General features: G+C 54.3%; 16 protein-coding genes. 4 read left to right on the top strand and 12 right to left on the bottom strand.

The annotated features are described in order from the left end of the window. Window positions 1-8 precede the first annotated feature (8 nt). From queE to MUA00_RS13620, 3 genes are all read right to left on the bottom strand, one after another. Entirely contained in the window at window positions 9-680 is a 672-nt protein-coding gene (gene queE / locus MUA00_RS13630) for a 7-carboxy-7-deazaguanine synthase QueE (protein WP_271123574.1), read from the bottom strand. 114 nt (window positions 681-794) lie between these two features. Beyond that, complete coding sequence (locus tag MUA00_RS13625) at window positions 795-1,493, bottom strand: N-acetylmannosamine-6-phosphate 2-epimerase (RefSeq protein WP_271123573.1); 699 nt, start codon at window positions 1,491-1,493, stop codon at window positions 795-797. Further along, entirely contained in the window at window positions 1,490-3,046 is a 1,557-nt protein-coding gene (locus tag MUA00_RS13620) for a PTS transporter subunit EIIC (RefSeq protein ID WP_271123572.1), read from the bottom strand. The genes MUA00_RS13625 and MUA00_RS13620 overlap by 4 nt, the downstream gene beginning before the upstream one ends. A 176-nt stretch (window positions 3,047-3,222) precedes the next feature. Here MUA00_RS13620 and MUA00_RS13615 point away from each other — a divergent pair, with 176 nt between their 5' ends. Next, window positions 3,223-4,050, top strand: coding sequence for a MurR/RpiR family transcriptional regulator (locus tag MUA00_RS13615; RefSeq protein ID WP_271123571.1), 828 nt, complete (start codon window positions 3,223-3,225; stop codon window positions 4,048-4,050). 95 nt (window positions 4,051-4,145) lie between these two features. Here the strand turns inward: MUA00_RS13615 and eno are convergent, their stop codons facing one another. The 5 genes from eno to rlmD form a co-directional block, all read right to left on the bottom strand. Continuing rightward, a complete protein-coding gene (gene eno / locus MUA00_RS13610) occupies window positions 4,146-5,441 on the bottom strand; it encodes a phosphopyruvate hydratase (protein WP_271123570.1) in 1,296 nt (431 codons plus the stop codon). A gap of 85 nt (window positions 5,442-5,526) precedes the next feature. Next, on the bottom strand, window positions 5,527-7,164 hold the full coding sequence (pyrG, locus tag MUA00_RS13605; protein ID WP_271123569.1) for a glutamine hydrolyzing CTP synthase: 1,638 nt from the start codon (window positions 7,162-7,164) through the stop codon (window positions 5,527-5,529). A 225-nt stretch (window positions 7,165-7,389) separates the two neighbouring features. Continuing rightward, window positions 7,390-8,181, bottom strand: a complete 792-nt coding sequence (gene mazG / locus MUA00_RS13600; RefSeq protein WP_271123568.1) for a nucleoside triphosphate pyrophosphohydrolase — start codon at window positions 8,179-8,181, stop codon at window positions 7,390-7,392. Between the two features lie 108 nt (window positions 8,182-8,289). Then, window positions 8,290-10,518: a GTP diphosphokinase gene (relA, locus tag MUA00_RS13595; protein ID WP_271123567.1), complete on the bottom strand. Its 2,229-nt coding sequence runs from the start codon at window positions 10,516-10,518 to the stop codon at window positions 8,290-8,292. Window positions 10,519-10,568: 50 nt separating this feature from the next. Next, complete coding sequence (gene rlmD / locus MUA00_RS13590; RefSeq protein WP_271123566.1) at window positions 10,569-11,882, bottom strand: 23S rRNA (uracil(1939)-C(5))-methyltransferase RlmD; 1,314 nt, start codon at window positions 11,880-11,882, stop codon at window positions 10,569-10,571. 59 nt (window positions 11,883-11,941) lie between these two features. Here rlmD and barA point away from each other — a divergent pair, with 59 nt between their 5' ends. Further along, entirely contained in the window at window positions 11,942-14,698 is a 2,757-nt protein-coding gene (barA, locus tag MUA00_RS13585; protein WP_271123565.1) for a two-component sensor histidine kinase BarA, read from the top strand. A 50-nt stretch (window positions 14,699-14,748) separates the two neighbouring features. Here barA and MUA00_RS13580 read toward each other — a convergent pair whose 3' ends face one another. Then, window positions 14,749-15,321, bottom strand: coding sequence for a TetR/AcrR family transcriptional regulator (locus MUA00_RS13580; RefSeq protein ID WP_271123564.1), 573 nt, complete (start codon window positions 15,319-15,321; stop codon window positions 14,749-14,751). A gap of 184 nt (window positions 15,322-15,505) precedes the next feature. Between MUA00_RS13580 and MUA00_RS13575 the strand changes: the two genes are divergently transcribed. Together MUA00_RS13575 and MUA00_RS13570 are read left to right on the top strand one after the other, a co-directional pair. Further along, complete coding sequence (locus MUA00_RS13575; RefSeq protein ID WP_408639713.1) at window positions 15,506-16,645, top strand: MBL fold metallo-hydrolase; 1,140 nt, start codon at window positions 15,506-15,508, stop codon at window positions 16,643-16,645. A gap of 32 nt (window positions 16,646-16,677) precedes the next feature. Further along, the gene (locus MUA00_RS13570) at window positions 16,678-17,019 is read left to right on the top strand and encodes a helix-turn-helix domain-containing protein (RefSeq protein WP_271123562.1); all 342 of its coding nucleotides are present in this window, start codon (window positions 16,678-16,680) and stop codon (window positions 17,017-17,019) included. Between the two features lie 120 nt (window positions 17,020-17,139). On the opposite strand, the gene MUA00_RS13565 is transcribed toward MUA00_RS13570, so the two are convergent. The 3 genes from MUA00_RS13565 to MUA00_RS13555 form a co-directional block, all read right to left on the bottom strand. Then, window positions 17,140-18,282 (bottom strand): glycerate kinase, encoded by a 1,143-nt coding sequence (locus tag MUA00_RS13565; RefSeq protein ID WP_271123561.1) that lies wholly within the window; start codon window positions 18,280-18,282, stop codon window positions 17,140-17,142. A gap of 64 nt (window positions 18,283-18,346) precedes the next feature. Continuing rightward, window positions 18,347-19,687, bottom strand: coding sequence for a glucarate dehydratase (gudD, locus tag MUA00_RS13560; protein ID WP_271123560.1), 1,341 nt, complete (start codon window positions 19,685-19,687; stop codon window positions 18,347-18,349). Between the two features lie 25 nt (window positions 19,688-19,712). After that, the gene (locus tag MUA00_RS13555) at window positions 19,713-21,053 is read right to left on the bottom strand and encodes an enolase C-terminal domain-like protein (RefSeq protein WP_271123646.1); all 1,341 of its coding nucleotides are present in this window, start codon (window positions 21,051-21,053) and stop codon (window positions 19,713-19,715) included.

Here is a 21,053-nt window from a genome sequence, read left to right as displayed (position 1 = left end):
CCTTTCTACTAAGCAATATTCAGGTACTTATGCGTCTGCATCGAAAGCCGCCAGTTGCGGGCGATACAGGTTTCAATGCACAGACGGGTCGCGTCTTCTTTCTGGCTGATAGGCTGCAGCGCGATAATGCGATTTTTTTCATCGACAAGCGTCGCCAGCAGCTCATCTAAAGCTTCGATATCCCGCATACGCCCAACCGGATGTTTGATTTCATCCGCTCGTTCCAGCGCCTGAGAAAGCACGTCGTAACCGCCACGCATATTTACCTTCGGCGAAACCGTAACCCAGGTGGAAGCCGAGCAGCGCACTTCATGCGTACCGCTGGTTTCAATCTGACAGCTAAAGCCGTGATGTTCTAAAAGCGTCGTTAAAGGATGGAGATCGTGGATACAAGGCTCGCCGCCGGTGATCACCACGTGACGGGCGGTATAACCCTGGCGCTGCATCACGGCCAGCAAATCTTCCGGACTTGCCGCGCCCCATTTATCGCTTTCTTTGGTTTTAGCAAGAATGCTGAACAGAGACACTTCACGATCCGCGAGTTTATCCCAGGTGTGTTTGGTATCGCACCACGCGCAGCCCACCGGGCAGCCTTGCAGGCGAATAAAGATGGCGGGCACACCAGTAAAATAGCCCTCCCCTTGCAGGGTCTGGAACATCTCGTTAATCGGGTACTGCATAATTATCTCTGTAATAGTCCTAAAGCCTAATTATCGCAGAACTATCGATTGAGATCATGTTTAAAGGGTGTGGTCGGCTCAATCGGGGGGCGATCGAGCCGGCCACTGCCATGGTTACTGTGGCGTAACCATGGCGTTTACGAAGCGGCGTGTTATCTGCTGCGGACGGGTTATCGCCCCGCCTACCACCACCGCATGAGCGCCCAGCTCCAGGCAATGCGCCGCCATTTCAGGCGTTTCCACATTCCCTTCCGCAATCACCGGCACGTTAACCGCAGCCAGGACATCGCGCAGGAACTGACAGTCATTATTCGCCAGTATTTGCCCTTTTGTTTCCTTCGTATAACCGTGCAGCGTGGTGCCGACGCAGTCAAAACCGATTTCTGCGGCATAGCGCGCTTCATCAACCGTGGCGATATCCGCCATCAACAGCAGCTCCGGATAACGCTTACGCACCGCTTCGACCAGCGCCCGTAAATCGAGCTCGCCCGGACGCCGGTGGCCCGTGGCGTCCATCGCGATCATAGCCGGATTTACCGCCATCAGCTCATCCACTTCTTTAAGCGTTGGCGTGATGTAAACATCGCTGCCCGGATAGTCGCGTTTAATGATGGCGATAACAGGTAAATCAACGAGTTCCATAATCGTTTTTACGTCGATAAGGCTGTTGGCGCGAAGAGCCGACGCGCCTCCCTGAGCGGCGGCCAGCGCCATTCGCGACATGATAAACGGGCTGTGCAGCGGTTCGTTATCCAGCGCCTGGCAGGAGACGATGAGTTTTCCCTCTATTTGCGACAACATGGAAGGTTTCATGGGGCAAGAATCTCCTCTACTTCATTTTTGATAATGGTGACGTGCGGGCCGTAAATCACCTGAACGCCGTTCCCACGGCGGATAACCGCTCGCGCGCCGGTTTCTTTTAGCAAAGCTTCGTCGAGAAGCGCGCCGTCGTGCAGCGTGACGCGCAGTCGTGTGGCACAGCAATCCAGCTCCACAATATTTTCTTTACCGCCAAGCGCGACGACAACCTGCTGAGGACGCTCGCCTGCGGCAACCTGCACGCTTTCGGCGGTGATATCCTCACGGCCGGGAGTTTTGAAATTGAAGCGCGTGATAACAAAACGGAAGGTGAAGTAATAGAGGAAGAACCACGGGATACCAACCAGCGGCACAAACATCCAGTTGGTTTTCGCCTCGCCCTGCAGCACGCCGAACAGAATGAAGTCGATAAAGCCGCCGGAGAAAGTCTGCCCGATGGTGATGTGCAGAATATGCGCCAGCATAAAAGCCAGCCCGTCGAACACGGCGTGAATCACATACAGCGCCGGAGCAATAAACAAGAACGAGAACTCAATCGGCTCGGTGATGCCGGTGAGAAACGACGTCAGCGCCGCGGAGATGAGCAAGCCTGCCACGCGCTTGCGGTTTTCTGGCTTAGCCGTGTGATACATAGCAAGGCAGGCGCCAATCAGGCCAAACATCATGGTGATGAAGCGGCCGGACATAAACCGCGCGGTGCCGATATAAAACTGTTGGGTGTTCGGGTCGCCAAGCTGGGCGAAGAAAATACGCTGCGTGCCTTCGACCAGTTGGCCGTTGATCATCTCAGAACCGCCAAGCGCGGTGGTCCAGAAAGGTAAATAAAAAATATGGTGCAGGCCGAACGGGCCAAGCATGCGCAGCACAAATCCGTAGATAAAGGTGCCGAAATAACCGGTAGCATCCACCAGCCCGCCCATGCCAAAAATCAGCTTCTGGAAATGCGGCCAGACGATGGTCATTACCGCGCCGACCAGGATTGCCGCAAGCGAGCTGACAATCGGCACAAAACGTGACCCGCCAAAGAATCCGAGAAACTGCGGCAGGGCGATTTTGTTGTATCGGTTATGCAGCAGCGAGGTGACAAGACCGATGACAACCCCGCCGAATACGCCGGTTTCAAGCGTCTGCGTCCCAAGCGCCATGCCCTGCCCCACTGCTCCGGGATTCGTTGTCGCCAGCGCTCCGGTTAGCGTCAGCAACGCGTTGATGGTGGCGTTCATGACCAGGTAAGCCAGCAGCGAGGCAAGGCCGGCGGTGCCTTTATCGCCTTTCGCGAGCCCTACTGCGACGCCCACCGCAAACAGCACCGCCAGGTTGGCAAACACAATAGATCCGGCGCTCGCCATAATGGTGAAAATGCCCTGAAGCCATGCCACATCTAAAAACGGATAAGCCGCGACGGTATTAGGATTGGATAAGGCGCCGCCGATACCCAACAGCAAACCCGCCGCAGGTAAGACTGCAACCGGCAACATAAAAGATTTTCCAAACCGCTGGGCCTTCTCAAACCAGACCCCTGATGACGCTCCGCTAAAAACTGACATAAATTTTCTCCCCAACTCTCTTTTTCGATGAAAATTTTTACCACAATAAACACACAACTCTGAAAATTTCCACCACCATCACGATCGAGATCACATTTAATCGAATCTGCTGGCACAGCGCGGGGGCTTTCCGCCACACTAGGCGCAGTTTTGAATGAGCAAGCGGGATAGGTTCGATGACGGAAAATGAAAATATATTGCTGCACCTGCGCCAGGGTCTGCCGGGCTATAGCCCAACGCTGCAAAAACTGGGCGATTTTATTCTTACCCAGCCGCAGAAGGTGCTGTATCTGACCATTACCGAACTGGCGCGGGAAAGCGAAACCAGCGAGGCAAGCGTCACTCGTCTGTGCCGTCATTTAAGCTGTAAAGGCTACACGGAGTTCAAGATGGCGCTGGCGCTGGACATCCAGCAAAGCCAGCCAGCCGCTACGGTCAGCGAAGACAGTATTGACGAGCTCGTTGAAGAATCTGTGCAGGCGCTGCGGGATACAGGAAAGCTCATCAATCGTGATGTGCTTAAGCAGGCTGGTCTCGCGCTGCACGAGGCGGCTTCCGTGCAAATTTACGGCGTCGCCGCCAGCGCAATAATGGGCGATTACCTGCACTATAAGCTGCTGCGTCTGGGGAAATCAGCCCAGCTTTTCAGCGACATGCACCGGGCGGCGATGAATGCCGCTACGCTTGGCGAGAGCGATTTTGTGGTAGCGATATCCAGTTCCGGTTCGACGAAAGATCTGCTGCACGTGGTGAAGCTCGCCAAAAAGCGCAACGCGCGCGTACTGTTGCTGAGCAACACGCTTCGCAGCCCACTTGCCGATTTGGCCGATCTTCTGCTGGTAGCGGCAAAACCGGAAGGCCCGCTTAGCGCCGGTTCGCTGAACGCAAAAGTTGGCGCAATGCTGCTGGTTGAAGTGCTGGTCGGGGAGCTAATTTCCCATGATAGCCGCTACGCCTCGGCAAGCCAGCAAACCGCAAGCGCGACGTTGCCGCTGCTTATCTAAAACTGGTCGGGAAATCCCGACCGGGTCCTTTTTCAGGCATAAAAAAAAACCCGCTTGCGCGGGTTTTTATCAGAACCTAAAGCGGCAGTAAGAAATTACTGACCTTTAACTTCTTTCAGACCGTTGAACGGTGCTGCATCACCCAGCGCTTCTTCGATACGAATCAACTGGTTGTATTTAGCAACACGGTCAGAACGGCTCATAGAACCCGTTTTGATCTGGCCTGCAGCGGTACCAACAGCCAGGTCAGCGATGGTAGCGTCTTCAGTTTCGCCAGAACGGTGAGAGATAACCGCAGTGTAGCCCGCGTCTTTCGCCATTTTGATCGCAGCCAGAGTTTCGGTCAGAGAACCGATCTGGTTGAATTTGATCAGAATGGAGTTAGCGATGCCTTTTTCGATACCTTCTTTCAGGATCTTGGTGTTGGTTACGAACAGGTCATCACCAACCAGTTGCAGTTTGTCGCCCAGCACTTCGGTCTGGTATTTGAAGCCAGCCCAGTCAGATTCATCCAGACCGTCTTCGATAGAAACGATTGGGTACTGTTTGGTCAGGTCTTCCAGGAAGTGGGTGAATTCTTCAGAGGTGAAAGCTTTGTTGCCTTCGCCGGCCAGAACGTATTTACCGTCTTTGTAGAATTCAGATGCCGCGCAGTCCATAGCCAGAGTAACGTCTTTACCCAGCTCGTAGCCTGCGGCTTTAACCGCTTCAGCGATAACAGCCAGCGCTTCTGCGTTGGAACCCAGGTTAGGCGCGTAGCCGCCTTCGTCGCCAACAGCCGTGCTCATGCCTTTAGATTTCAGAACTTTGGCCAGGTTGTGGAACACTTCAGAACCGATACGGATCGCTTCTTTCAGGGTTTTCGCGCCAACTGGTTGAATCATGAACTCTTGAATATCAACGTTGTTATCAGCGTGCTCGCCGCCGTTGATGATGTTCATCATAGGCAGAGGCATGGAGTATTTGCCCGGAGTGCCGTTCAGCTCAGCGATGTGTGCGTACAGCGGCAGGCCTTTAGAGGCAGCAGCAGCTTTAGCAGCAGCCAGAGAAACAGCCAGGATGGCGTTAGCACCGAAGTTAGATTTGTTTTCAGTACCGTCAAGATCGATCATGATCTTGTCGATGTTAGCCTGGTCTTTCGCATCTTTACCCATTACCGCCTGAGCGATTGGGCCGTTAACAGCGGCAACGGCTTTAGTTACGCCTTTACCCATGTAACGAGACTTGTCGCCATCGCGCAGTTCCAGCGCTTCGCGGGAACCAGTAGAAGCGCCTGATGGTGCCGCAGCCATACCTACGAAACCGCCTTCCAGATGAACTTCGGCTTCAACAGTCGGGTTACCACGGGAGTCGATGATTTCACGACCGATGACTTTCACAATTTTGGACATATAGGTTTTCCTCAAGTCACAACGTTAAACTAAAACTCCAGACAAACAACGCGCGAAATGTCGCGCGTTGCCGTTCTAACTCTGCTTACTTCGCCTGACGCTTCTGGTATTCGCCTGCAGCCTTCACAAAGCCTGCAAACAGCGGATGCCCATCACGCGGGGTAGAAGTAAATTCCGGGTGGAACTGGCAGGCGACAAACCATGGGTGATTTGGCACCTCGATGATTTCCACCAGTTGATCATCACCGGAGCGGCCTGCAACTTTCAGACCCGCTGCTTCAATCTGCTTCAACAACATGTTGTTGACTTCATAGCGGTGACGATGACGCTCAACGATAGTCGGCTCGCCGTACATCTGGCGCACCAGGGTATCGTCGGTCAGTTGACACTGTTGGCCACCAAGACGCATGGTGCCACCCAGATCGCTTTTTTCAGTACGGACTTCAACGTTACCTTCTTCGTCACGCCACTCGGTGATTAAGGCGACCACCGGGTATTTACAGTCTGGCACAAATTCCGTGGAGTTGGCGTTGGCCATACCCGCAACGTTACGCGCGAATTCGATCAGCGCAACCTGCATCCCCAGGCAGATACCCAGATACGGAATATTGTTTTCACGAGCATAGCGCGCAGTGGCAATTTTGCCTTCCACGCCACGGTAACCGAAGCCGCCTGGGATCAGGATCGCGTCCAGACCTTTGAGCAGCTCTTCGCCACGCGTTTCAACATCCTGCGAATCAATCAGCTTGATGTTGACGGTCAGACGATTTTTCAGGCCACCGTGTTTTAGCGCTTCAATCACAGATTTATAGGCGTCCGGCAGTTCAATGTACTTGCCGACCATGCCAATCGTGACTTCGCCCGTTGGATTCGCTTCTTCGTAGATTACCTGTTCCCATTCAGCCAGATTGGCTTCAGGAACGGTTAAGCTGAATCGTTTACAAATATAATCGTCCAACCCCTGTGATTTCAACAGGCCTGGAATTTTATAGATGGAATCGACGTCTTTCAGAGAAATAACCGCTTTCTCCGGGACGTTGCAGAACAATGCAATTTTTGCACGTTCGTTTGCAGGCACCACGCGGTCGGAGCGGCAAATCAGCACATCCGGCTGAATACCGATGGAAAGCAGTTCTTTAACGGAGTGTTGGGTTGGTTTAGTTTTCACTTCACCGGCTGCGGCCATGTACGGCACCAGGGTCAGGTGCATATACAGCGTGTGCTCACGGCCCACTTCAACCGCCATCTGGCGAATCGCTTCGAGGAACGGCAGGGATTCGATATCGCCTACGGTGCCGCCGATTTCAACCAGCACGACATCATAACCTTCGCCGCCTTCAAGGATGCGTTCTTTAATAGCGTTAGTGATGTGCGGGATAACCTGCACGGTGGCGCCCAAATAGTCGCCACGACGTTCTTTACGCAGAACTTCGGAGTAGATACGCCCCGTGGTGAAGTTGTTACGACGCGTCATTTTGTTACGAATGAAACGCTCGTAGTGACCCAAATCCAGATCGGTTTCAGCGCCGTCTTCGGTAACGAACACTTCCCCATGTTGAATAGGGCTCATGGTACCCGGATCGACGTTGATATACGGATCGAGTTTCATGATGGATACGTTGAGGCCACGGGCTTCGAGAATAGCTGCGAGGGAGGCTGCGGCAATGCCTTTACCCAGAGAGGAAACGACCCCGCCGGTCACAAAAATATAGTTCGTTGTCATGCTGAACCTGAGAAGTTAGGTTTAAAGACGATGGAATAACCAGGACGGGAAAGCAGTATACCCGAACAGTATGGGCGCCACAAACTTTCATTCTTCACCCGCCAGCCTGACCTCGCGCTTTGTCAGGCCTGAGAAAATAGCGGGTCTGATAGAAATGTTTTTGACGCAAATCAAGCGCTTGTTAAATTGAAATTGTCATAAATCGCGCTTGATCGCAAAAACGCGTTAGATTTCAGTTTCCTGGCGTTTAACCTGTTGCCAGGCATTTTCCATCTGATCGAGCGTTGCCTGGGTCATTTCCAGCCCCTGTGCGGCAATGATGCGCTCTACTTCGCGGAAACGCCGTTCGAATTTGCGGTTAGCTTTTTGTAACGCGACTTCAGCTTTAGTGCCTAAATGACGCGCCAGATTTACCGTGGCGAAGAGTAAATCCCCCACTTCTTCTTCCAGCTTCGCTTCATCAACGACGACCTGCTGAGCCTCGTGCATCACCTCGTCAATTTCTTCATGCACTTTGTCCAGCACCGGACCGAGAGAATCCCAGTCAAAGCCGACGGACGAGCAGCGCTTCTGAATTTTATGCGCGCGCATTAAAGCGGGCAGCGCTTCGGGAATATCATCAAGCGCGGAATGCTGAGCTTTCTCAGCGCGTTCAGCGGTTTTGATTTGCTCCCACTTCGCCAGTACTTCCTTGCTGGTGCCGGCTTCTCCATCAGCGAAAATATGCGGGTGACGGCGCTCCAGCTTGTCGCTGATGGCCGAACAGATATCGTCAAAGTTGAACCGATCTTCCTCCTGCGCCATCTGCGCGTAAAATACGACCTGAAACAGCAGATCGCCCAGTTCGCCGCGCAGGTCGTCGAAGTCTTCGCGGTTAATGGCGTCGAGCACCTCGTAGGTTTCTTCAAGCGTATATGGCGCGATGGTGGCGAAGGTTTGCTCGCGGTCCCACGGGCAACCGTTCTCAGGATCGCGCAGGCGCTTCATAATGCCCAGCAGGCGGGTAATTTGGTTCAATGTCGATCCTATACATTTTGCGTAGGGTGGATAAGCGAAGCGCCATCCACCAGATAATGTCGGATGGCGCTCGCGCTTATCCGACCTACAAGGGCACAGCCGTAAAAATCAGCCGTGCAGACGTTTCGCATCGATAATATCCGGCACCTGATTTAGTTTGCCAAGCACGCGGCCCAGCACCTGAAGATTGTAGATTTCGATGTTCATATCGATGGTGGCCAACTGCTGTTTGGTATCGCTGCGACTCGCCACGCCCAGCACGTTGACCTTCTCATTCGCCAGAATAGTAGTGATATCACGCAGCAGTCCGCTGCGATCGTTTGCCGTCACCCGCACCACCAGCGAGTAGCCGCTGGAGTAGCTTTCGCCCCATACGGCATCGACGATGCGTTCTGGCGCGTGGGATTGCAGCTCGGCAAGCTGATCGCAATCCGCGCGGTGAATGGAGATCCCACGGCCCTGAGTAATAAAACCAATGATTTCATCCCCCGGAATCGGCTGGCAGCAGCGCGCAATGTGATGCATCAGATTCCCTACGCCTTCAACCACCACGCGGCCATTGTCTTTGCTGCGCGATTGCGGAGCGTAGGTTTTCTGTTTTAGCTGGCGCAGCGCCTGCTCGTCCTGCTCGGCGGCGGTCGGTTTGTTAAACTGCGCCTGCAGGAAGTTACTCATCTGGTTAAGACGAATATCGCCTCCACCAATAGCCGCCAGTAACTCATCGATTTCATTGAAGTTATACCGTGGGAGCAGGTATTTTTCCGCCTCTTTCAGGCTGACGCCCAGGCGTTCAATTTCATCATCCAGAATCTGGCGCCCCGCGAGGATGTTTTTATCGCGGTCTTGTTTACGGAACCAGTTGTGAATTTTGGCGCGTCCGCGGCTGGTGGTGACATAGCCGAGGTTCGGGTTCAGCCAGTCGCGGCTTGGGTTCGGCTGCTTCTGGGTGATGATTTCAATCTGATCGCCCATCTGCAACTGATAGGTAAACGGCACGATACGCCCGCCAATCTTCGCGCCAATGCAGCGGTGCCCGACGTCGCTGTGAATATGATAGGCAAAGTCGAGCGGCGTGGAGCCCGCAGGTAAATCCACCACATCGCCTTTCGGCGTAAAGACATACACGCGGTCGTCAAAGACCTGGCTGCGTAACTCGTCGAGCATTTCGCCGGAATCCGCCATCTCTTCCTGCCAGGCAATCAGCTTACGCAGCCAGGCGATACGGTCTTCGTGACCCGTACTGCCGCTACGCGCATTGCCCTCTTTATATTTCCAGTGGGCGGCGACGCCCAGCTCCGACTCCTCATGCATCTGCTTAGTACGGATCTGAATTTCAATGGTTTTACCGTTCGGCCCCAGCACAACCGTGTGGATTGACTGGTAGCCGTTGGGTTTCGGGTTGGCGACGTAGTCGTCGAACTCGTCCGGCAAATGACGAAAATGGGTATGTACGATGCCCAGCGCGGCATAGCAATCCTGCAGGCGTTCCGCCACGATACGCACGGCGCGCACATCGAACAGTTCGTCGAAGGCGAGAGATTTTTTCTGCATCTTGCGCCAGATGCTGTAGATGTGTTTCGGGCGGCCATAAACTTCGGCTTTCACGCCCTCTTCTTTCATCGATTTGCGCAGCGATCCAACGAACTCGTCGATATAGTGTTCACGGTCAATGCGGCGCTCGTGCAGCAGTTTAGCGATGCGTTTATATTCCGCCGGGTGCAGATAGCGGAAGCAATAATCTTCCAGCTCCCACTTCAGTTGCCCGATGCCAAGACGGTTGGCGAGCGGCGCGTAGATATTGGTACATTCTTTTGCGGCGAGTACGCGTTCGTCTTCCGGCGCGTCTTTAACCTCGCGCAGATGGGCGATACGTTCGGCAAGCTTAATAACCACGCAGCGGAAATCATCCACCATCGCAAGCAGCATGCGACGGACGTTATCCACCTGTTCGGCTGAGACGGAATCGGTATGGGCGGCTTTCAACTGACGGATGGCAGCCATATCGCGCACGCCGTGGATCAGCGTAACGACCTGGCTATCAATGCTCTCTCGCATTACCTCTTCGCTGACCACGCCCGCATCGGCAAGCGGGAACAACAATGCCGCCCTGAGCGTGTCATTGTCCATACTGAGCATGGAGAGGATCTCTACCATCTCGACGCCGCGCCACAGCAGCAGCTCCGCGTTCGGATGGCCTTTGGTCTGCTGTTCGCAATAACGCCAGGTTTCGGCTAAGCGCTCACACGACTGCTGGTTGATAATCCCGAGGCTTTCAATCCACTTATCGGGCGCGAATTCGCCAGCTTTATTGAGATGTGCACTTCTTACCGCAACCATTGTCCTCTCCTGTCGGGTACTCGCATCAGGCCGCCAGGCCTGTTAATCGCTTAAATACGCTCAAAGAGCGCCATTGACTCCAGGTGCCCAGTGTGGGGAAACATATCGAGCATTGCCAGCCGCCGAATTTGGTAACCCGCGCTTAATAACGCCTCGCTGTCACGCGCAAGCGTGGTGGGATTACATGAAACATAGACCACACGCTGCGGCGCAAGATTAATGACATGCTGCATCACGCCGGGCGCCCCTGCTCGTGCCGGATCGAGTAAGATTTTATCAAATCCCAGCGCCGCCCAGGGGTGACGTGTGACATCCTCTTCCAGATTCTCATGAAAGAATGTGACATTTTTCAGCGAATTATGACGGGCATTATATTCACCTTTCGCCACCAGCGCAGCAACGCCTTCGACGCCGACCACGCTTGCTGCGCGTTTTGCCAGCGGCAACGTAAAGTTTCCCATTCCACAAAACAAATCCAGCACCCGGTCTGTCGGCTGTATGTCGAGCCAGTCGATAGCGCGGGCGACCATTTGCTGATTCACCGCGTCATTTACCTGGATGAAATCACGCGGGCTAAAGCTTAAGCGTAGCCCGTCTGAATGATACCAGGGTGCTACATTGCCGGGCGCTTCCAGCGTTTCACTGTCCGGCGCAAGAAACAGCGCAACGCCAGTTGTTTGCGAAAACTGTTCCAGTTTTTGTCGATCGCCATTTTCAAGCGGGCTGAGATGGCGCAGCACCATCAGCGGGCCGCTGTCCGCAAGCACCAGCTCCACATGCCCTAAGCGACGAACGGCTTTTAATTCAGACAAGCATTGACGCAAAGGTTCCAGAAGCGCTTCAAGTTGGGGCGCTAAAACAGGGCACTGATGAATATTTACCAGCTCTTTGTCGCTCGCTTTGCGAAAACCCATCTGCAACGTTTGCGATTTAAGATGAAAATTCAGGCTCAGCCTCGCACGGCGGCGATAGCCCCATGGGTTGTCGGCAATAATTTCGTCGACCTCGCGCGGAGCGTCTCGCGTTCCCATCATTCGCGCCAAAGCACGAGATTTTGCCTGCTGTTGCAGCTCGACGCTTGCATGCTGCTGCTGGCAGCCGCCGCAAACGCCAAAATGCCTGCAGCGAGGAGCCACGCGTTCAGAGCTGTCGCTTAAACGCCGTTTCACCACCGCCTGCGCAAAATTGCGTTTATCCTCAGTGACAGTAACTTCGGCCTGCTCGCCGGGCAGTGCGCCCGCGATAAATAGCGCTTTTCCGTTATGACGAGCCACGCCCTGGCCGAACGGATCAAGGTCGTTAACCGTCACGGTTATGATTTGACGAGTCGTAACCCGTCGCTTTGCAGAGTAGAATTGCGCCATGAGTGGAGATGTGCTCTCAAATATTAACTGTTGCTTTAATTGTCCCATATCGGAACCCCATGACCAACTACAGCCTGCGGGCACGCATGATGATCCTGATTCTGGCTCCGACGCTTATGATCGGTTTGCTGCTCAGCACCTTTTTCGTTGTCCATCGTTACAACGACTTACAGCGCCAGTTGGAGGATGCCGGCGCCAGCATCATTGAGCCGCTTGCGGTTTCAAGCGAATACGGCATGAGCTTCCATAGCCGCGAGTCCATTCGTCAGCTTGTCAGCGTCCTGCACCGCCGACACTCGGATATTGTGCGAGCCATCTCTATTTTTGATGAAAACAATAAGCTTTTTGTCACGTCGAATTTCCAGCTCAGTCCTTCGGTGTTGCAGTTGCCTGACGGGCAGAAGCCCCCTAAAAGTTTAAATGTGACGCGCAAAGGCGACATAATTATTCTGCGCACGCCGATCATTTCCGAAAGCTATTCGCCAGATGAATCAGAAATCACCGATGCTAAGCCCGCCGGCAATACGCTCGGCTATGTCGCGATGGAGCTGGATCTCAAATCCGTGCGCCTGCAGCAGTATCGGGAAATTTTTATCTCGACGATGATGATGCTGTTCTGCGTAGGCATTGCGATGCTGTTTGCTTACCGATTGATGCGCGATGTCACAAGCCCGATTCGCAATATGGTCAATACCGTGGATCGCATTCGTCGCGGGCAGCTTGATAGCCGCGTTGAAGGCTTTATGCTGGGCGAGCTGGATATGCTGAAAAACGGCATTAACTCGATGGCGATGTCGCTCACCGCCTACCACGAAGAGATGCAGCATAATGTCGATCAGGCCACGTTCGATTTGCGCGAAACGCTGGAGCAGATGGAAATCCAGAACGTTGAGCTGGATTTAGCGAAAAAACGCGCCCAGGAAGCCGCGCGTATCAAATCTGAATTCCTGGCCAATATGTCTCACGAGCTGCGTACTCCGCTCAACGGCGTGATTGGCTTCACGCGCCTGACCTTAAAAACGGATCTCAATCAAACCCAGCGCGATCATCTGCACACCATTGAGCGCTCGGCGAATAATTTGCTGGCGATCATCAACGACGTTCTGGACTTCTCAAAGCTCGAAGCGGGCAAACTTACCCTGGAAAGCATCCCCTTCCCGCTGCGCAGCACCCTCGATGAAGTGGTGATTTTGCTGGCGCATTCGGCTCATGATAAAGGTCTGGAGCTGACGCTGAATATCAAAAATGACGTGCCGGATAATGTGATTGGCGATCCGCTGCGCCTGCAGCAGGTGATCACTAATCTGGTCGGCAACGCGATTAAATTTACCGAAAGCGGCAATATTGATTTACTCGTTGAGAAGCGCTCGCAGGGCAATAACAAAGTTCAGATAGAAATGCAGATTCGCGACACCGGCATCGGAATCCCTGAACGCGAACAATCGCGGCTGTTCCAGGCGTTTCGCCAGGCGGATGCCAGTATTTCGCGCCGCCACGGCGGAACCGGTCTCGGCCTCGTCATCACGCAAAAACTGGTTAATGAGATGGGGGGCGATATCTCCTTCCACAGCCAGCCAAACCGCGGTTCGACCTTCTGGTTCCATATCGATCTCGATTTAAACCCGCATGCCGTGCTGGATGGGTATTCCACCGAAAACCTGGCCGGAAAGCGTATCGCCTACATCGAACAGAACGCTGCCGCTGCGCAAAGCACCCTGAATTTACTGGCCGAAACGCCGTTAACCGTAATCTACAGCCCGTCGTTTACGACACTGCCCGACGAACATTACGACATTCTGCTCATCGGCGTGCCCGTTACCTTTACCGACGCGCTGAGCATGGAAAATCCGAAGCTGGTGCGGGCGACTTCCATGACCGACTGCCTGATTCTGGCGCTGCCTTGTCATGCGCAGGTCAGCGCGGAATCGCTTAAAAAGCAGGGAGTGTTCGCCTGCCTGCTCAAGCCGATAACCTCAACGCGCCTGCTGCCGATGCTGGCGGACAGGGCGTTCTGCAAATCACCCGAGCTTTCTGAAGGCGTGGGCAGCGGCAAATTCCCGATGACGGTAATGGCGGTTGACGACAACCCAGCGAACCTGAAGCTGATTGGCGCGCTGCTTGAAGATCACGTCCAGAACGTTGTGCTGTGTGAAAGCGGCCTGCAGGCTATCGATCGCGCCAAACAGATGCAGCCAGACATTATTTTAATGGATATCCAGATGCCGGACATGGATGGTATTCGCGCCTGCGAGCTGATTCGCCAGCTTCCGCACCATCAGCAAACGCCGGTGATTGCCGTGACGGCGCACGCTATGGCCGGGCAAAAAGAGAAGCTGCTTAGCGCCGGGATGAACGACTATCTCGCCAAGCCTATCGAAGAGCAAAAGTTGCATAATCTTCTGGCGCGCTACCAGCCGGGAAGCATCGTTGCCGCGCCTGCGGCGCCATCTGACGCCGTCGCTTCAATAGATCATAAAAACCAGACGCTCGACTGGACGCTTGCCCTGCAGCAGGCTGCAAACAAACCCGACCTGGCGCGGGATATGCTGCAAATGCTGCTCGCCTTCCTGCCGGAAGTGCGTAATACGGTTGAAGAGCAGTTAGTGGGCGAGGCCCCCCCGGGGCTTGTAGATATCATCCACAAGCTGCACGGTAGCTGTAGCTATAGCGGAGTGCCGCGGCTGAAAAATCTGTGTATGACCCTTGAGCATGAAATGCGCAACGGTGTTCCGCCGCAGGAGCTTGAGCCCGAACTGCTCGAGCTGCTTGATGAGATGGATAACGTTTCCAGAGAAGCTCAGAAGATGCTGGGTTAACGGATGGCGGGTGGATAAACGCAAGCTTATTCACCCGTCATGAAGGCAAACTAACCTTTAGTCATCGCCCGCCACATCACTTCAAATCCTGCCGTTTTGTAGTTCCCCGCCTCATTTGGTTCACGCGAGGCGAACTCCATAGTCGTTTCCGCCAGGGAAAAAAATATGGCATCGGCAAAAGCGGATTGCCCGCAGGAGAAAAATTCGCTCGTCACGCAGGCCTCGGCCAGTTCGTGCAGCTCCGGATAAAGCTGGGCCGCTTGCGCCAGCGTTTCTTCGGTGATTTTGTCGGAAACGGCCAACTGGCGCATCGCTTTGCTGGCGGCAGGAGAGATCAATCCCCAGTCAATATAACCGCTCCACACCGCGCGGGCGCGCTCTTTTACCGAAGAGCCGGGCCGATAATTCTCCATCATCGTTTTGCCAAGGCTCAGCTTAAGATGCAAATAGAGCGCGTTGAGCAGCTCATCTTTGGTGGCGAAATAGCGGAATAGCGTTCCCTCAGCGACCCCGGCCTTTTTGGCAATGAGCGACGTTGCCGCGCCCAGCCCTAATTCAGCCACCGCGACTTTTGCCGCTTCGAGAAGGGCTAATCGTTTATCTTCACTTTTTGGACGAGCCACATTTCCTCACAGTTCTTGCGATTTTCGCCAAAATTAAACCATGTTAGCCAGCGCCTGAGCAACCATACTGGCGGCTTCTGAGATTTTTCATCCTGCCGGAATCCCGCTGACAAAAATGTGATTGACGGCGAGATGCCGGCTTCTATAATGAGTGTTCACTCACTCAATGACAAGTTCATTCTTTATGACGTTGCCGCAGCCCCGTCGCAAATCTGTCAAAATCATAATTCTGGTGGTCATCATGTTAGCAGGTGGTATTGCTGGTTTAACCAGGCTCTTCTCCATGACTGAGTTTGGCAAATTACCGGACGGACAGCGTCTTGAAAGAATCAAGGCTTCGCCAAACTGGCGCGACGGGAAGTTTCATAACGAAACCGCAACGCCGATGTATACCAACGGCAAAGGTTTTTTATCCGTGCTGTGGGAGTTTCTGTTCGTAAAACATAGTGAAACCAAACCCGAACACGCTTTGCCGGTGATAAAGACAGATTTAAAGGCGCTGAAAAGCGATGAAGATCAGATTGTCTGGCTCGGCCATTCATCCTGGTTCATGCAGCTTGACGGCAATAAAATCCTCATCGATCCCGTATTCAGCAGTTACGCCGCTCCCTTCTCCTTTATGAACAAGGCGTTTTCCGGCGCTTATCCCTGGTCGATGGAGGATATGCCAGAGATCGATTATCTGATTATTTCTCACGATCACTGGGATCATCTGGATTACCCGACGCTGATGGCGCTTAAACCAAAGGTGAAGCAGGTAGTTACGGCGCTCGGCGTTGGTTCGCATCTTGAAGCCTGGGGTTTTGCCCCGGAAATCATTCATGAACTGGACTGGCATGAAAGCGCAGCCGTTACGCAGGATTTGACTATTCACGCCCTGCCGGCACGCCACTTTTCCGGGCGCGGTTTAACCGCCAACAAAACGCTTTGGGCGAGTTTTATGTTTGTCACCCCGCGCCAGAAAATTTTCTACAGCGGAGACAGCGGCTACGGCCCACATTTCAAAAAAATTGGCGAGCAATTTGGCCCGGTCGATGTCGCTATTCTGGAAAACGGCCAGTACGACCCGGCGTGGCAAAACATCCATATGCTGCCTGAAGAAACCGCCGCCGCCGCCGCCGATCTGCATGCGAAAGTCATGCTGCCGGGGCACGCCGGGCGTTTCTCTATGTCGAATCACACCTGGTACGATCCTTACAAACGGATTGCCGCGGCCAGCAAAAATAAGCTTTATACGCTGCTTACACCGGAAATGGGGGAGGTGGTGAAAGTGAACGATCCACATCAGAAATTCCTCTCCTGGTGGGAAGCAAAAACTGAATAACGTTCGACACATTCGTGACAAAAGGAGGAGATATGTCCATGCCCGCGCACTTCATGGAATCCCTGATTGAATGGATTGAAGACAACATGGATAAGCCGCTCAGAATTGAGGATGTGGCAAAACATTCCGGCTATTCAAAATGGTATCTGCAGCGAATGTTTACCAGCACCACCGGGAAAAGCATGGGAACTTATATCAGAGACAGAAAGCTGATGCTGGCCGCAGACGATTTAATGAATACGAACGACAGAATCGTAGATATTTCAGAGCGATACGGCTTCGATTCTCAGCAATCTTTTACGCGTATTTTTGGTAAGAAATACAATGTTTCGCCTTCGGCCTACCGCAAAAATAACGTGCGGCAGGTGGCGTGAGATACTGTCGGCGATTTCGTAAGGTATAAGCGCAGCGCCTCCGCCAAAACAATGGCGGACGGCACTGGCCGCTTATCCACCCTACGTGAAACCTTACCGGGATACGTTCACCTCAAATATTCAAGGTAGTAAACGTCCAATCGCAAGCGTCGCGGCAATATTTCGTGCCGCCATGCGCAGATTATTCCCGGCGCTTTTCAGCGCCTCTTCAAGCGTGCAAATGGTATACAGCACGCTGAATACCGCATCCAGCCCGTGCTCGTGAACCACGCCGACATCTTCAGTAAGGCTGCCCGCAATGCCGATTACCGGCTTGTTGTAGCGCTTTGCCACTTTTGCCACGCCGACTGGCACTTTGCCGTGAATGCTCTGGCTATCAATGCGGCCTTCGCCGGTGATGACCAGGTCCGCGTCGCGCACCAGCTCATCCAGATTCAGCGCCTCGGTAACGATTTCGATGCCCTGGCGTAGCTCTGCGCCGCAAAAAGCGTAAAGCGCGGCTCCCATGCCCCCGGCCGCGCCACCGCCAGCCATCGTCAGCACGTCAATATCCAGATCCCGGGCGATGATTTTTGCGTAATGCCCAAGCGCATCGTCTAACTGTTTCACCATTTCCGGCGAAGCGCCTTTTTGCGGCCCAAAAATCGCCGAAGCGCCTTCGCCGCCGGTTAAAGGATTTGTGACATCGCAGGCCACTTCAATGCGGCAATTCCGCAGGCGTTTATCCAGTTCGCTGATATCGACAGAGGCCAGTTTTTTAAGCTCGCCGCCGCCATAGCCCAACTGTTCGCCCTTTTCATCCAGCAGCTTCGCGCCCAGCGCCTGCACCATGCCGATGCCGCCATCGTTCGTGGCGCTCCCGCCGATGCCGATAATAATGTGCTTAACGCCGCCGTCCAGCGCATGTCGAATCAGCTCGCCCGTCCCCCAGGAAGTAGTAATAAGTGGGTTACGTTCCGCAGCCGGAACCTGCTCCAGCCCGCTTGCCGCCGCCATTTCAATAAAAGCGCACTCGCCACTGCCTGAAAGCCCATAAAAGGCTTTAACTGGCTTACCAAGCGGCCCGGTCACCTCAATTTCGACAACGCTGCCTTCCGTTGCGGCGACCATTGCTTCCACGGTGCCCTCTCCTCCATCTGCGACCGGCAGTTTTACATAGCTGGCGTCCGGGAAAATTTCCCTGAAACCCGCTTCTATCTGTGTCGCTACCTCCAGAGCGCTGAGGCTCTCTTTCCAGGAATCTGGTGCGATTACAATTTTCATATGCCGTCCGTCGCGATGTGGAAGTTGTCATGATGTCCGGTGCCTGCAGGCACCGGTGGCTAACCTAACGCACCATGCAAGGGCGTTTATTGTCGAAGGTCCATTCAGGAATAAGATACTGTATTGCCATAGCGTCATCACGTGCGCCAAGCCCGTGTTTTTGATAAAGCTCGTGAGCTTTCATCACTTCGTCCATATCCAGCTCGACGCCCAGACCCGGCGTGCCTGGCACCTGCACCATGCCGCCTTTGATTTCAAACGGCTGTCTGGTCAGGCGCTGATTGCCTTCCTGCCAGATCCAGTGCGTGTCGATAGCGGTGACTTTGCCCGGTGCGGCGGCGGCCACGTGGGTAAACATGGCAAGCGAAATATCGAAGTGGTTGTTGGAATGAGAACCCCAGGTCAGGCCAAAGTCATGGCACATCTGCGCAACGCGCACCGAACCCTGCATGGTCCAGAAGTGCGGATCGGCAAGCGGAATGTCAACGGATTGCAGAGAAAGCGTATGGCCCATCTGACGCCAGTCGGTAGCAATCATATTGGTCGCGGTTGGCAGACCCGTCGCACGACGGAATTCCGCCATCACTTCACGACCCGAGTAACCTTGTTCGGCGCCGCATGGGTCTTCGGCATATGCCAGCACGCCGCGCAACTGTTTGCCCAGATTAATTGCTTCGTTAAGCGACCATGCGCCATTTGGATCGAGCGTTACGCGCGCCTGCGGGAAACGTTTTGCCAGCGCGGTTACCGCTTCGGCCTCCTCGCTTCCTGCCAGCACGCCGCCTTTGAGTTTGAAATCATTAAAGCCGTATTTTTCATAGGCGGCTTCGGCAAGGCGTACCACGGTGTCCGGCGTCATCGCTTCTTCGTGGCGGATACGATACCAGTCACATTTGTCGTCCGGCTGGCTTTGATAAGGCAGCGGGGTAAGTTTGCGGTTGCCGACAAAGAACAGATACCCCAGCATTTCAACTTCGCTGCGCTGCTGTCCGTCGCCCAGCAGGCTTGCGACGTTGACGCCAAGATGCTGGCCGAGCAGATCAAGCATCGCCGCCTCAATACCGGTAACGACGTGAATCGTGGTGCGCAAATCAAACGTCTGCAAACCACGGCCGCAGGCGTCACGATCGGCAAATTTCTGGCGCACGTCATTGAGGATATTTTTGTACTCGCCGAGGGTTTTTCCCACTACCAGCGCTGCGGCGTCTTCCAGCGTTTGACGGATTTTCTCTCCGCCCGGAATTTCACCCACGCCGGTATGCCCGGAATTATCTTTAATGATGACGATATTACGTGTGAAGAATGGCGCGTGCGCACCGCTCAGGTTCATCAGCATGCTGTCGTGACCGGCCACAGGGATCACCTGCATGGAAGCCACTACTGGGGTCGAATTTGAGCTACTCATTATTCATTCCTTGTCCAAAAATGTCTTATCCACGGCCAAAAGCCGGACGTTTACGATCGAATTTCCAGCCGGGCACCAGATATTGCATGGCAGCGGCATCATTACGCGCGCCACCGGGCAGGGACTTATAGATTTCATGCGCCTTCTGCACCCGATCCCAGTCAAGCTCTACACCCAGCCCCGGCGCGTCCGGAACGGCTATCTTGCCATTGACGATTTGTAGCGGAGATTTTGTCAGCCGCTCATCGCCCTCCTGCCAGATCCAGTGCGTGTCGATGGCGGTCGGCTTGCCCGGCGCAGCCGCGCCTACATGGGTAAACATCGCAAGCGAGATATCAAAATGGTTGTTTGAATGACAGCCCCAGGTCAGACCCCAGTCATCGCACATCTGCGCCACCCGAACGGCGCCGCTCAGCGTCCAGAAATGCGGATCGGCCAGCGGAATATCTACCGCGTTAACCATCACAGCATGGTTCATTTCACGCCAGTTGGTGGCAATCATGTTGGTCGCGACAGGCAGACCGGTAGCACGACGGAATTCCGACATTATTTCGCGCCCGGAATAACCCTGCTCCGCGCCGCACGGATCTTCCGCATACGTCAGCACGTCGCCCATGCCTTTGCACAGTTCAATGGCTTCGTCGAGCAGCCACGCTCCGTTTGGATCTACGGTGATGCGCGCATCCGGGAAGCGTTTTTTCAGTTCGCGGGCAGCATCCAGCTCTTGCTCGCCCGGCAGCACGCCGCCTTTGAGTTTGAAATCTTTAAAACCGTAGCGGTCCTGCGCGGCTTCCGCCAGGCGCACAATCGACTGGCTGGTTAGCGCCTCCTGATGACGCAGCTCATACCAGGCGTGCCTGGCGTTTTTACCGTCAAGATAAGGCAGATCGGTTTTGTTGCGATCGCCGATATAAAACAGATAACCCAGCACGGTGACTTCATCGCGCTGCTTGCCCGGGCCAAGCAGCTCGCAGACCGGCACGTTCAGCGCTTTACCCAGTAAATCCAGAAGCGCCGCTTCCAGCGCCGCCACCGCGTTAACGCGCAGCTCAAAGGTCCAGGCGCCCTTGCCGAAGGTATCAAAATCGGCGGACTGGTTGCCTTTGTGGACGTTCTGCACCACGCGATTCATGCGCGCAACTTCCTGCCCGACAACTTGCGGAATCGCATCGACCAGCGTCTGGTAAATGACTTCTCCGCCGGGCGCCTCACCAACGCCGGTGTTTCCGGCGTTATCGGTGAGCACCACAATATTACGAGTAAAATATGCGCCATGCGCGCCGCCAATATTGAGCAACATGCTGTCATGGCCGGCCACCGGAATGACCTTCATATCAGTGACAATTGGGCTTGCTTGAGTATTCAT

It is taken from the genome of Dryocola boscaweniae, from assembly GCF_025215095.1.
Classification (GTDB): Bacteria; Pseudomonadota; Gammaproteobacteria; order Enterobacterales; family Enterobacteriaceae; genus Dryocola; species Dryocola boscaweniae.
Note: the sequence above shows the minus strand (reverse complement) of the source record. Positions and strands in the feature narration are given on the sequence as shown.